Source organism: Nocardia sp. NPDC050697, from assembly GCF_040654395.1.
In the GTDB taxonomy this organism is placed as follows: Bacteria; Actinomycetota; Actinomycetes; order Mycobacteriales; family Mycobacteriaceae; genus Nocardia.
The window spans coordinates 1-12,636 of sequence record NZ_JBFAHY010000019.1 but is presented as its reverse complement, the minus strand read 5'-3'; the positions used below and the strand labels follow the sequence as shown (position 1 = coordinate 12,636).

Sequence of the window (12,636 nt, the reverse complement as noted above, 5' to 3'; positions counted from 1 at the left end):
GTCTGTTCGGATGCGGCGGCACGGCCGCTCTTGGAACCGGACTGCCACGCCGCCGCGATATCCGGCCGCGCCAACCCGGGATCGGTCCGCGGACCGCTCATCTGCGCCACAGCGGCGACGGCCGCCCGGCGCCTGCGCCGGGGCAGACCGCCCCCGGCGATCTCCCGCACCGATGCCTCCGGTTCGGGATCGGACTGCACCGCTACGGGTTCCGGGCTCGGCACCGCGGCGACGACCGGCTCCGCGCGCACCGTGGCGACGGGCTGCGGGGTGCCGTTCTGCCGGTCGCCGAAGCGGTCGGCGGTGCTGCGCGCGATCGGCGCCGCGGGGATCGCGATGGGCTCGGGGGCGGGCTCGGCCGGCGGCGGGGTGATGAGCAGGGTCTCCGGGATGTAGACCATGGCCCGCATACCGCCATACGCGTTCGGGCCGTCGATATACACCGTGAACCCATACCGGCGAGCCAACGCGGCCACACCCGGGAACCCCACCTTCGGCGACGGACCCAGCTGATGGATATCCACCGACCGCTCCCCCGCCAGAACCTGACGCGCCTCCTCCATCTGCTCGGAATTCATCCGAACACCCGCATCATCGACGATCACGGTCACCCCGTGATGCCCCTCCTGGAACCCCACATCCACATACGACGTCGGCGGGGAATACCGCAACGCGTTATCCAGCAACGTGGCAAGGGTGTGCACCAACGGCTCCACCGCACGCGAGATCACCATACGATCCAGCTGATTCGACCGGACCCGCAGATAATCCCGCACCCGCCCCGTCGCCCCACCCACCACATCGGTCAACGACTGCGACGGCCACCGACGACCAGGCAACCCACCACACACGATCACATACGACTGCGCCTGCCGGATCATCTGCTGCACCGAATGATCGATCCGCGTCAACGTCGCATACACCTCGTCGTCACGATGCTCACGCAACGCCGCCGACACCACCTGACTCACATCGGCACCCAAACTCACCACCGACGTCCCGAACGACCGCACCGCACCACTCGTCGCATCCCGCGCGGAGCTACTCAACCGCTCCCGCACCGCCTCCTCGGCGGTGTGCACGGCGACCCGGGACTGCTCTTCGGCGTCCCGGATGGTCTGGTCGCGGACCTCCGACTGCAGCAGCCGGAGTTCGTCGGCGTAGCGCTCCGCGGTCCAGCGCAAACCTTGGGCGAACCGGGAATTCTCGGTGCCGGGGGCGACCTCGGGGAGCGGGGCGGGCTCGTGCCTGCGCACCGAGGCGGCGACCGCGGGCAAGGTGGTGGCGGCGAGCCGTTCCAGGGCTTCTTCGTGCAGGCGCTGCTCGGCGATCAGCGCGTCGATACGGGACTGCTTGCGGCGCACGACCTGCACCGCGTAGATCGTGGAAACCGTGACCAGCACGACGGTCACGATCCAGGGAAGCACCACGGCAAAATCTGAACTCATCAGTTCTCTCGTGTTGAGGGACTCGAGGACCGGGGGGATCGGGGTGCCCGGCGAGCCGTGCAATACCCCTGCTGCCGAACGTCTTTCACCGCGCGCGGCCTGCCACACCGATCCCGGCGATCGGCACACAGTAGCAGTATCACGAAGAAGTCTCGATTCGCGAGATGGCGAACAATTGCGGTCTCCGCAAGGGTTAACAGTGCGCAAAATAATCACGACCGAAGGATTCCGTCCGGTAGCGATGATCTTTTACCGCGGCGTTAAATGCTTGTTGCCGATCTTGTTGCCCGACAGCCGGTTTCGCCGTACCAGACAGTAAGACCCCGGCGCCCCGGACTCATGACTCGTCATTTACGAAACCACGTTCTCCCGGCTTTCCGGAACGAACCGAACAATTGCTTTCTGTTTCCCGGATCACTTATAAACCGACCGGTTGCCCGGCTTTAGCCCGCACCCATCCGCACGGCCGGGCGGCTCCGAAGGTGAATCGACAGACACTGTTCGGACGAAAGGTGATCGATGGGCACCGGCAAGCACAGGGCATCCGCCCCGGCTCGGAGGCGGATGGGCTACGCGGTGGCGGCGGGGGCGGTCCCGGTGGCGCTGTCGCTGGTGGCGACCGGGACGGCGCACGCCTCGCCCGAGCAGCGGGTGGCGGTGAGCTCCGCCGAGTCGGGGGCGGTCGGCGAAGTAGCGCCGGTTGCCGAGGTGGCGCCGGTCACCGAGGAGCAGCCGCGGGCGCCTGCCACCGCCGAGGTGCCGAACGTGCACCCGTACTACGGCGTCCGCTACCCCGACGAGGTGCTGAGCTCGCTGCAGGGCGCCCGCCCGCTGCCCGCCTACGGCTACCTCTCCCCGCTGGAGAACCTGCACGGCCCGGCACCCGCGCAGCCCGTCCCGCCGATCACCCCGCCCGCCGGGATGCTGCGCTTCGGCGACGTGCAGGTGGAGTCGCCGGAGTGGCTGCCGCGCGAGCAGGCCGTCCAGATCAACGACGCCGCCGCCGCACAGGAGGCCGAGCTGGCCACCTTCTTCGACTCGGTCGGCATGGAGCGCACCCGCTCCGACCGGGTCGCGAGCCAGACCGTCGGCTCCGCCGCCGTCGGTGCCGCCGCGGGCGCCGCCTTCGCCGCACCGTTCGGTGTCGTCGGCGCGGCGGCGGGCGGGACGATCGGCGCGCTGGTCGGGGTGCCGTTCATGCCCATCGGGCTGGCCGCGGTCCCGCTCGGCGCCGCCTACGGCGCCGGGCTCATGGTGGCGCCGCTCGCCGCCATCGGCGCCGGGCTCGGCGCCGGGGTCGGGGTGGTGCAGGGGCTGGCCGCGCCGCCGCAGGCGCTCGGGCCCGCCCCGGAGGCCTGAGACTCGTTCCTACGCGCCGCCACCTGGCTTCCGGGTGGCGGCGCGTTCGTTTCCGGCGGCGGGGCACCCGGTTGCAACGCCGTCACCGCCACGTCGCCGACAACTCCCAGCGGGGCGGGGATCGGACCCTCGGGTACGACCTCGTGTGGCTCGCCGACATCCTCCGCGCCACCGGCCACAGCCACCAGGGCTGACCACCCGCTCTTACCCGGCGTCTTGTGGAACCATCCAGCACCACAGGTTGCCGCGCTCTCAACCCGATCGGACCCCATCGCCCCGCTAACCCGGAGATTGCTATCCGCATCACGGTGTGTGAGACTCGCCACGAGTGGTCCCTGATGGTTTCACAAACGGAGGTTGAGTTGTCGGATACCCGAGGACGGCGCGGTCGTCGGCTGATCATGCTGTGCGGCACCCTCGCACTGGCACTCGTAGCGGGCTCGGGCATCGCCCACGCGACCCCGGAGGTGACGGTGCAGCCCGCCGCCACCGTCCCGCTCCCCCCGGAGCTCGACCCCGGCTTCTACCGCCCGTCCGCCGAGGCGATCGCCGCCGCGGCCCCCGGCGAGATCCTCGCCGCCCGGCAGATCAACCCGGCGAACTTCGGCGTGATCCCGCTGAACGTCGACGCCTGGCAGCTCTCCTACCGCTCGAACAACAGCCGCGGCGAGGCCATCCCCGCCGTGACCACCGTGCTGAAGCCGCGCGGCTCCACCCCGGACAAACTGCTCTCGGTGCAGATAGCGGTCGACTCCCTCGCCGCCTACTGCGCCCCCTCCTACGCGGTGCAGCAGTGGTCGGCCGCGCCGGTGCTCGGCCAGGTCGTGGTTCCGCTGGAGTTCATGATCGCCCAGGGCGCGCTGCAGCAGGGCTGGGCCATCGCCATCCCCGACCACCAGGGCCCCGCCGAGGCATTCGGCGCGGGCCCGCTGGCCGGCCGGATCACCCTCGACGGCATCCGCGCCGCCGAGAACTTCGACCCGCTGCGGCTCGCCCCCGACACCCGGATCGGCATGTACGGCTACTCCGGCGGCGCCATCGCCACCGGCCACGCCGCCGAACTGCGTCAGTCCTACGCCCCCGGGCTGAACATCGTCGCCGCCGCCCAGGGCGGCGTCCCCGCCGACCTCGGCCCGGTCCTGCTCAACGGCAACAACGGCATCTGGTCCGGCATGATCATGACCGCCATCCTCGGCCTGAGCCGCGAATACCCCGAGTTCGACGCCGTCCTCGACCGCGACCTCGACCCGCTCGGCGCCGCCCTCGCCACCACCAAGGGCGGGCTCTGCGTGCAGTGGAACACCGTGCTCGCGCCATTCCTCAACATCACCGGCTTCCTGCGCACCGAAGGCGACCCACTCGACGACCCCGTCGTCCGCGACGTCCTCGCCCGCACCCGCATGGGCAAGGCCGTCCCCGACATGCCGCTCTATATCTGGCAGGGCAACCCCGACGAGCTCATCCCCGTCGGGCCGGTGAACACCCTCGTCGATACCTACTGCCGAAATCCCGCGGCGAACGTGCAGTACACGCGCGAGCACCTCGCCGAGCACATCACCACCGAGATCACCGGCGCCGGTCCGGCACTGCTGTGGATGCGGGACCGGCTGAACGGAATTCCGGTGCAGCCGGGGTGCCGCACGTTCGACGCCGGGTCGCTGGCGCTGGATCCGGCCGGGTTGCAGCTGACGGCGGAGTCGTTCGGGGAGGTTCTGGCTTCGTTCTTCGGCAAGGCGAGCGGGGTCAAGTGACACCTCGCACACATTCCGGAGAATTACCGTTCCGCCGGTCTTGATCTTGCCGAGAATTAACTGTCGAGAATGGATATTCAATAGCGGATAAAAACATTCCTCCCATGCTTAAATTGTGGATTCGCATTCACAGGAAGATGAGAACGGGTTATATTTCAATCACCCGATTCACCGGGTTCGACATCCAGTCGTACCATTGCTCGAATTCCTGGAGACACCCATGAGATCCACCTCCCTCCTTCGTGCCGGCCTTATCGCGCCGGTCGCCGTCGCCACCGTCTTCTGCCTGGCGGCACCGGCCAGCGCCGCCCCCGTCAGCGTCAACTGGAGTTGCCGGGGCACGATCCTCGGCATCGGCCAGACCTCGACCATGACCACCTCGGTGACCGGCACCGCCCCGGCGTCGGCGGCGTCGGGTTCCGCGGTGGCGATCACCATCACGCCGGGGGCCTCGTCGGTGCCGAGCTCGGCCTCCGGATTCACCGTGAACAACATCAACAACCTGAAGATGACCATCCCGACCCCGGCGAATTCCACCCTGGTCTCGGCGACCGCGTCCGGCGGCACCGTGGCAGGCAGCGTCGCCACCTCGGGCGGGAACGTGGTGCTGACCGTGCCCGGGCCGATCGCGGGCGGCACCAGCTTCACCCCGCCCGCGGTAACCATCAACGTCACCGCGGGCAGCCCCGGCACCCCGATCACCAGCAAGTACGCGGGCACCAGCTACGCCAGCCCCGGCATGACGATGACGACCAACGTCGCCTTCGTCGGCAATGTGGCGACCGCGTGTTACCCGAACCCGTCCCCGACCCTCACCACCACGTCGGTCACCTGATTCCGGGGACACGCCCGGACCGGGTCGCCGCACCGGCCCGGTCCGGGTTTCCCGCGAGCACGATTGCCGCGCATGCGTTTTGACAGACGAAGGCCACTTCGTCCGTATTCGGCATCGTCTCGGTCACTGTGTCGTACAGTGCATGTCCGGCACCGCCACGGTCGTTTTCCCGGCCCGCGCGGTGCCCGCTTTCGTGATGTTCGGCAGCCGCGCTCGGGCATGCCGGTCAAACGATCGACAGGAGTCCACATGCCTGCGTCGAACGCCCGGCGGCGATCCCTTCCGCACCCGGGGCAGGCGACACCCGGCACCCGCGATTCCGCAAAACCCCTGTGCCCGAGAACAACCCAGCCCGCCCGCATCTCCGCCGAACTGAAACGGGCCCTGGAGTTCTACCACGGCACCGCCGAGGACCTGATCCGCGAATTCATCCGGGTACTCGGCGTGAACGAGACCGACCGCCGCGCCCTGGAGATCGTCCTGCTGGAGAACGACAAGGCGACGACCCCCGGCCTGCTCGCCGAACGGCTCGGCCTCACCGCCGCCGGCGTGACCATCATGCTCAACCGCCTGGAGAAGCAGGGATATATCGCCCGCACCCTGCACCCCACCGATCGCCGCCGGGTGATCGTCATGGCCACCGAGCTCGCGGCGCACCGCGTTCAGGAGCTCGTCGTCCCGATGATCGTCGAGAGCTACAAGATGCTGTTGAACTCGTACGACCCGGGGGAACTCGACACCATCGCCGATTTCCTCACCCGCGCGGGTGAGCTGCAACAAATTCACCGGCAGCGGTTGCGGGACGTCGATCCTTACGCGCGTCCCTGAATCAATTTCCTGATCGCCGGCATTTCCCGGGCGAGAAAGCAGTACTGGAATGCACTCCGCCGACTACAACGGAAATAGGTTTCGACGGCAGGCGCCGGGCGCGGTGATTGCGGTGGTGACCGCTTTCATTACCGTGGTGCTCATGGCCGAGCCGGAAGCGAGTCCGCCGGTGCGGGCCGACAAGCCGGGCGGGCCGACCGTGGTGGCTTTCGAGCGCACAACCGTCCGCACCCGGGCCGGCGTGCCGGTAGCGCTGGGCGAAGTCTCCGCACCCGTCTATGTCACCGAAACCACTCAACTGCCCGCTGATTCGACCGACACCCTGACGACCACGGCTTCCCCGCCGGAGCCTCCGCCCGCGAGCGCGCCGGAGCCGTCGGTGAGCGCCGGTTTCTCCGCCTCGGCGAGCTTCTCGGTCGAGGCCACGTTCAGCGTGCAGGTCCCGCCCTCGGTCACCTCGACCTCGGTACCCCAGGCGACGACCGTGACCACGACTACCGTCACCACGACCTCGGTGCCGACGAGCACCGCGACGACCACGACGAGTTCGACCTCGATACCCACGTCGCGGAGCGTCACCACCATGGTCACACCGACCAGCGGCACGAGGGTCCCACGCTGAGAAGAGAACAGGACCGGGACGAATACCGGCCGTGAACTGGTTCGTGCCCGAGCGTGCAGCAGGACGGGGCCGGGACGCACGGTCAGCGGGGCCGGGTTTCGAGCCGGTGCAGGGCGAACCAGAACAGCAGAGCGGCGAGGATGGCGGCCGCGGGGGCGATCGAGTGCGCGCTGAGGTAGTAGTTGAACTCCGCGATTTCCCCGGTGATGTCGCGCGCCGAGGTCAACGTCGCGATGAGGATTCCCAGCGTCGCGGAGACCGCGCCCAGCGCGCTGAGCAGTATCGCCAGCCCGGCACGAAGCCAGCGGCTCGACGCGGGACGCCGCGGGGCGGTCCGCCATTGCCCGGCCCTGGCCAGTATCAGGCAGGCGACGCAGGCCACTGCCAGCGCGATCGCGTCGGCGGCGATGGTGTCCGAGGCGCGGTGCCACTTCGCCGCTACCGTGTAGGCGCCGATACCGACCGCCCACCCGGCCCCCACCGCCATCACCACGCCGCGCCACCGGTACGGGATGACCACCATGAGCGCGAACAGCACCGTCATCGCGATCGTGGTGTGCCCGGACGGCAGGCTGTTGTGCGCATAGTCCCCGCTCACCGGCACCAGCTCCGGGCGCGGCAGGACGAACCGCTTCAAGGTCTGGGTGACCACCTGCCCACCGACGATGATCCCGACGGCCGCGGCCGCCACCGCGGGCATGCCGCGGACCCAGCCGATCACCCCGACCAGCACCACCGCCGCCACCAGCGAGCCGACCGTGATGTGAGCCAGCGCGGTATTCGCCGCACCGAGGGTCTGCTCGTCGATCTGATCGGCGCCACGCAGCGCGGCGTTCTCCAGCCGCTGACCGGCGGCGGTCAGCACGGCGCCGGCGTACACCGCCACCGCGACCACCCCCGCGCCCGCCGCGAGCCATCGCCAGCGGCGCACCGCGACCGCTACCCGAGCCGAGTCGGCTGTCTCCTCGCCGCCGGCCGAACCCGCACCCCGAGGTGTTTCCGGGGATGTAGCCATCGCCGAGATAGGTCACCGCCTCCGCACACATCGCACCTTTACCGCAATCGACCGTCCATCCCAGTAGGCCACACCATCACCCAGCTGACCGGGAACGACACCCGCAGCGCGGGGTCGGCTCCCGCTATCCGCCGGGCCCGCTGCCGTAGGCTCCGGTCAGGACGTCGAACACCGGCACGGGTAGCTACGGCGCCGCAACCAGTTCTCAGCGGGGTTCGTCGTATCGTTGCCGATCACGGTGTAATCGCCTGTCTTGCCCGGCGTTTCAAGGTCGGCCATCGAGGCAACCACGGCGCTTCGCACCACGTGTTCCCCGGTCTGACCGAGCGGGCCTCCGCCGGCATCGCCCACCGCGAAATCGGCAAGGCCGCGCCACTGGCCCCCACCCACGGAGCGATCCACGAGCCGATGCCATCGGGCACCGGCGTCGACAGCGGCCCGCGCAGCCAGGTCCGCTCGGACCTGGCTGCACTTCCCGGGCGGACCGAGCCGACGCAGGTCGTTCGCCTGCCTCGGGACGTGCCCCCATCGCGGACCGTGCGCGCCGAGAAGAAGGACAGGACCGGTGCCTCACCCCGGCGCTCTCTGACCGATTGACGGCCAGCACGACCGAGGCGGTGCGGCGGCTACCGAGCATCTCCGCCCCGGCGACGACTCGAGGGCTCGGTGCTGCGCCGATCCTCGAGTCGCCTCGGGACGAGCAGGCCATGTCGGACGTAGCCGGCTCGAATCCTGTTCCGATGGTTCATCTCTCCAGCGGATGCGGTTGCAGCCCCAGCGGTTCACCCGTGCCGTTCAGATACCGGTGGAGCCGGGGCTTCCCCTGGAAAACCCGAGGTCAGACGCCCGGCTGGCGGGGATAGGTTCCCGGGTTGTCGACGGGACGGTTGTCCTTGCGGCGCGCCAGGCCCGCCAAACCGCCGAGGCCGAGCAGGCCCAGCAGACCCCACAGCCCGGTCTTGTCGCTGTCTTCGTGCTCCTCGGTGACGGTGTTGTCCTGCGCGAGAGTCCCCGGTGCCTGCGCGGGTGCGGCGTAGGCCATGCCGGCCCCACCGAAGGTGAGAACGAGGGCAGTCAGTGGAGCAGCGAGCGTCTTGCGCATGGTGCATCGACCTTTCGTCGTTCGGCTCGGGAGTTGACCCAGCCATCTCGTACCCGGAGCAGAAACGAGCAAACCGAACGATGGCCGGAGTCGCTGTCGGCGGTCGTGGTGGCGCCGACAGCGGTAATCGACTTCGATCGAGGAGGAACGTGGGCCGGGCAGGAGAATGTCCACGCTTACCCGGGGGCGACGCGAGGACGGCCGGGCAATCGGAACTCGAGACGCCACCGCACGAGCCGACCTGCCCGGTCTCGGCAATGTAGAAGCATTGCGCAAGTCGCGACGGTGGCAACTTGGCGGGAGTCGTCAGGGTTCGACGGTGCGAGGTATCGCCTGAGACTCGAAGTGGTGACGAGAGCAAGCTCTCGATCATCGAAAAGCCTGTGACCAGGTAGAAAAAGTGGAGCTAAGGGGACTCGAACCCCTGACCCCCACGCAGGGGTTCTAGATGTCTCGCGGTTCCCATCAATTACCGAAACATCCCTTGAACTGTGGGAACACGGCACAGGCCCTTCCCGTCGCTTTCCGTTGGCTCCCGTGATCGCCCGTTCAAACCGGGGGGGTTAGTGCGGGGGCGGTCAAGTTCGCACGGTTTCCGGCGGCGTGTGCCTGCGGCCCCGTAGCGGTCTGGGGTGCCTCCGCGTTGTGGGCCGGCGGCAGGGCGTCGACAGATTGCCGCAGGTTCCGGCCTATCATGGTTTCCGGGGTTGTCATGGGACGCGCCGGAGACGGGCTGGTTCACAGATAGGTAACATCTTGGTCTGCCCCACCTCTTGGATTCCAACTCCGGCTGCGATTCCAACTCCGGCTGCTACGAGCACCTCACGGGTTCTGTTACTGAGTCGTCGCCAGCAGATGAGCGCAGCCGCCAGGGACAGGAATCCGTGGTGGATGTCAGTCCGGCGTTCCCAGCGGATCGCCAACCGGCGGAACTGGTGGAGCAGGGCCAGAGTGTTCGACCACCCAGCGGGCCGAGGTGACGTTGTCGGATGTGCCGCGGCGCGGGATGTAGGCGGTGATGCCGCGCTCGCAGCTCTTCGCGGACGCGGGGGTAGTCGTAGCCTTTATCGGAGATCAGAGCCCGTAGCTTGCGGCGAGGTGATCCTGGCCGGCCGCGTAGCGGACGGACTCCGTCGAGCAGGGCCGGGAGCATCGGGTGGTCGTTGAGGTTGGCCGCGGACAGCTCCACAACCAACGGGACTCCGTTGCCACAGGTCAGGACGTGGTGCTTCGAACCGGTCTTGCGCCGGTCGACCGGACTCGGAGCGGTCTTGGCGCCTCTTTTTCGCCCGGATGTGGAGCCGTCGGCGACGACCCGGTCGAAGTCGATCAGCCCGGCAGCGTTGCAGTGGCCGAGCATCGCCTGGTGCATACGATCGAAGATCCCGGCCTCGGTCCAGTCCCGCACGCGCCGCCAGCAGGTCATCCCCCGACCCGAACCCGAGCTCCTGCGGCAGATCCTCCCAGCCGATCCTGGTGAACAGCACGAACAGGATGCCCTGAACCACCAGTCTGTCGTCCATCCGCGCTGGCCCTGGTGTTCCCGCCGGCTTGATCGGCAGCAGCGGTTCGATCACTGCCCACAACTCGTCGTCCACGATCCAGGGTGCCGCCACGACCGAACATGCTGCATGAGAACGACACTCGTCGCCACTCCTGTGATCCCGTTAGGAGCTCTAACCGACAACCTTCCGGAAGGCTGACCCGCGTGCCACGCGCCTACCCCACCGAGCTCCGGACCAGAGCGATCGCATTGGTCCGGGCAGGCAAACCTGCCAAGCAGACCTCCGTCGAGCTCGGCATCCACCCGGTCACACTCTCCAAATGGCTCGGCTAGGACGACATCGACCATGGCCTGCGAGCAGGCAAACCCTCATAAGAGTGGGCCGGACTGCGACCGGCGCGGCGCCGGAGCCGCGAACTGGAAACCGAAGTAGCGATCGTCCGCCACGTCGCCATCTTCCTCGGGGGGACCTCTCCGGTCCAGAAGTCGGCTCTACCCGGTGATCGACAGCCTCGCCGCAGCCTGAGCGCCTGTCGAACGCTGCTGCCGCATTCTCGTTTCGTCGCTTCACGACGCACATAAGGCTACCGCAGGATCCACGCGGAACTGACCATGGCAATGGACATTAAGGTCGGTTCTCGCACCGTGTCGGTCCTAATGACGCTGGCCGGGATCCGGGGGCTGCCGGCTTCTGCACGAGTCAAGAACCTCCGGGGTGTGGTGACCGCAGGTGACCTGGTCCACCGCAAATCCCATCGACTGCGACCAAACGAGTTGTGGGTTACCAACATCACGGTGCATTGGACGCGCGGAGGACGCGTCTCCTGCGCCGCGGCATTGGACGCCTTCAGCCGCCGAATCGTGGCTGGTCGATCGACTCCTGCCAGGACGCCGCCCTGGTCGCCAACACCTAGGTCGTGTCTCGAATCGGGTCAGCCACTCGTTGATCGCGGCGACGTGCAGAACGGCCAGGTAGCGGACGGCGAGCTTGTCGTAGCGAGTAGCGACAGCGCGGTGACGCTTGAGCCGGTTGATCCCTCGTTCGACGGTGTTGCGTTCCCGGTAGGAGCTGGAATCGAACGCGGGGGGCCGCCCGCCGCGGCGGCCTCGGTTGCGGCGGTGTCCGGCTTGGTCGGCCGGGACCGGGATCGTTGCGGCGATGCCGTGGCGGCGTAGCCAGGCGCGGTTGGCGGCCGAGGAGTAGGCCTTGTCGGCCAGCACCCGTTCCGGGCGTTTGCGCGGACGTCCGAGCCCGAGCCGGGGCACCCGGATGCCGTCGAGGACCGCGGTGAACTGGGGGCTGTCTCGGCGTCTGACCCGGTGATGGTGGAGCTGTTCAGCGGCTCGCGGCCGCGCAAGTTCGCACGCCTGATCACCGCGTTGCGGCGCGAGGGCGCCGACCGTCCGCTGCGGGGCCGGCCCTGGACGCTGGGTTTCGAGGACCGAGTACTGCTGGTCGCCTGCTACTGGCGCACGAACCTGACGATGCGCCAGCTCGCAGCGTTGTTCGGGACTTCGAAGTCGGCAGCAGCCCGGGTGATCGACAACCTCGGTCCCGCGCTGACCGTGCGCCCGCGGACCCGGTTCCCGCCGGGGGTAGGTGCTGATCGTGGACGGCACACTGGTCCCGACCCGTGACCACAACATCGCCGCGCTGTCCAAGAACTACCGGTACTCCACCAACCACCAGGTCGCCATCAACGCCGATACCGAACTCGTGGTCGCGCTCGGGCGGCCGTTACCGGGCAACCGCAACGACTGCCGCGCCTACGCGGAATCCGGCGTCGCCCACGCCTGCCGCAACGTGGTGGTCATCGCTGACGGCGGCTACCAGGGAACATCTGCCATTATCCCGCACCGCAGACCTTCGGGAGGTGAACTGCCGAACTGGAAACAAGCACACAACGCCTCTCACCGGCAGGTCCGGGCGCGGGTGGAGCACGTCTCCGCGCGGATGAAGGCCTGGAAGATCCAGCGTTTAGTCACCGCGACCGAAACTTGACGGGTGGAGCAAACCACCCCTCACCTGTTCATGCACCAGTCCCCGTCACCAGCCAGCGTCATCAGCACAGCTAGCTGTTGCGGGTCATGAGGTTGTTGTCGCCCGGGACGGGGTGAGGTGAAGAGGGACGGGTCTCCCGACGGCAGGATGGAAAACGCCAATCCCCCATC

Annotated in this window: 9 protein-coding genes and 4 pseudogenes; 6 read left to right on the top strand and 7 right to left on the bottom strand. The window is 68.3% G+C overall.

Annotated features, from left to right (window positions below):
* Window positions 1–1,412 (bottom strand): ATP-binding protein (locus tag AB0H71_RS33795; RefSeq protein ID WP_357029635.1); only part of this gene is annotated, 1,412 nt, incomplete at its 3' end.
* Between the two features lie 555 nt (window positions 1,413–1,967).
* On the opposite strand from AB0H71_RS33795, the gene AB0H71_RS33790 reads away from it, so the two are divergent.
* From AB0H71_RS33790 to AB0H71_RS33775, 4 genes are all read left to right on the top strand, one after another.
* Window positions 1,968–2,807 carry a hypothetical protein gene (locus AB0H71_RS33790; RefSeq protein ID WP_357029632.1) on the top strand — a complete coding sequence of 280 codons (840 nt, stop codon included), beginning with the start codon at window positions 1,968–1,970 and terminating at the stop codon, window positions 2,805–2,807.
* Window positions 2,808–3,169: 362 nt separating this feature from the next.
* Window positions 3,170–4,558 (top strand): lipase family protein, encoded by a 1,389-nt coding sequence (locus tag AB0H71_RS33785; protein WP_357029629.1) that lies wholly within the window; start codon window positions 3,170–3,172, stop codon window positions 4,556–4,558.
* A gap of 220 nt (window positions 4,559–4,778) precedes the next feature.
* Window positions 4,779–5,393 carry a hypothetical protein gene (locus tag AB0H71_RS33780; protein WP_357029627.1) on the top strand — a complete coding sequence of 205 codons (615 nt, stop codon included), beginning with the start codon at window positions 4,779–4,781 and terminating at the stop codon, window positions 5,391–5,393.
* Between the two features lie 138 nt (window positions 5,394–5,531).
* A complete protein-coding gene (locus AB0H71_RS33775) occupies window positions 5,532–6,221 on the top strand; it encodes a MarR family transcriptional regulator (protein ID WP_357029624.1) in 690 nt (229 codons plus the stop codon).
* A 294-nt stretch (window positions 6,222–6,515) separates the two neighbouring features.
* Here AB0H71_RS33775 and AB0H71_RS33770 read toward each other — a convergent pair whose 3' ends face one another.
* From AB0H71_RS33770 to AB0H71_RS33750, 5 genes and pseudogenes are all read right to left on the bottom strand, one after another.
* On the bottom strand, window positions 6,516–6,827 hold the full coding sequence (locus AB0H71_RS33770; RefSeq protein WP_357029621.1) for a hypothetical protein: 312 nt from the start codon (window positions 6,825–6,827) through the stop codon (window positions 6,516–6,518).
* Window positions 6,828–6,925: 98 nt separating this feature from the next.
* Window positions 6,926–7,774, bottom strand: coding sequence for a phosphatase PAP2 family protein (locus AB0H71_RS33765; protein ID WP_357029618.1), 849 nt, complete (start codon window positions 7,772–7,774; stop codon window positions 6,926–6,928).
* A gap of 240 nt (window positions 7,775–8,014) precedes the next feature.
* Window positions 8,015–8,260, bottom strand: a complete 246-nt coding sequence (locus AB0H71_RS33760) for a hypothetical protein (protein ID WP_357029615.1) — start codon at window positions 8,258–8,260, stop codon at window positions 8,015–8,017.
* A 436-nt stretch (window positions 8,261–8,696) separates the two neighbouring features.
* On the bottom strand, window positions 8,697–8,960 hold the full coding sequence (locus AB0H71_RS33755) for a WGxxGxxG family protein (protein WP_357029614.1): 264 nt from the start codon (window positions 8,958–8,960) through the stop codon (window positions 8,697–8,699).
* Between the two features lie 848 nt (window positions 8,961–9,808).
* Window positions 9,809–10,576 (bottom strand): annotated as a pseudogene (locus tag AB0H71_RS33750) (IS5 family transposase); the annotation flags it as partial.
* 92 nt (window positions 10,577–10,668) lie between these two features.
* Here AB0H71_RS33750 and AB0H71_RS33745 point away from each other — a divergent pair.
* Window positions 10,669–11,372 (top strand): annotated as a pseudogene (locus AB0H71_RS33745) (IS3 family transposase); the annotation flags it as partial.
* Window positions 11,373–11,397: 25 nt separating this feature from the next.
* Here the strand turns inward: AB0H71_RS33745 and AB0H71_RS33740 are convergent.
* Window positions 11,398–11,769, bottom strand: a pseudogene (locus AB0H71_RS33740) (transposase); the annotation flags it as partial.
* An 18-nt stretch (window positions 11,770–11,787) separates the two neighbouring features.
* On the opposite strand from AB0H71_RS33740, the pseudogene AB0H71_RS33735 reads away from it, so the two are divergent.
* Window positions 11,788–12,442 (top strand): annotated as a pseudogene (locus tag AB0H71_RS33735) (transposase); the annotation flags it as partial.
* Between the last annotated feature and the right edge of the window lie 194 nt (window positions 12,443–12,636).

Bases quoted from the DNA above. Each gene is read 5' to 3' on its own strand.
- AB0H71_RS33790 (WP_357029632.1), top strand. From the start codon at position 1,968: ATGGGCACCGGCAAGCACAGGGCATCCGCCCCGGCTCGGAGGCGGATG.
- AB0H71_RS33780 (WP_357029627.1), top strand. From the start codon at position 4,779: ATGAGATCCACCTCCCTCCTTCGTGCCGGCCTTATCGCGCCGGTCGCC.
- AB0H71_RS33755 (WP_357029614.1), bottom strand. From the start codon at position 8,960: ATGCGCAAGACGCTCGCTGCTCCACTGACTGCCCTCGTTCTCACCTTC.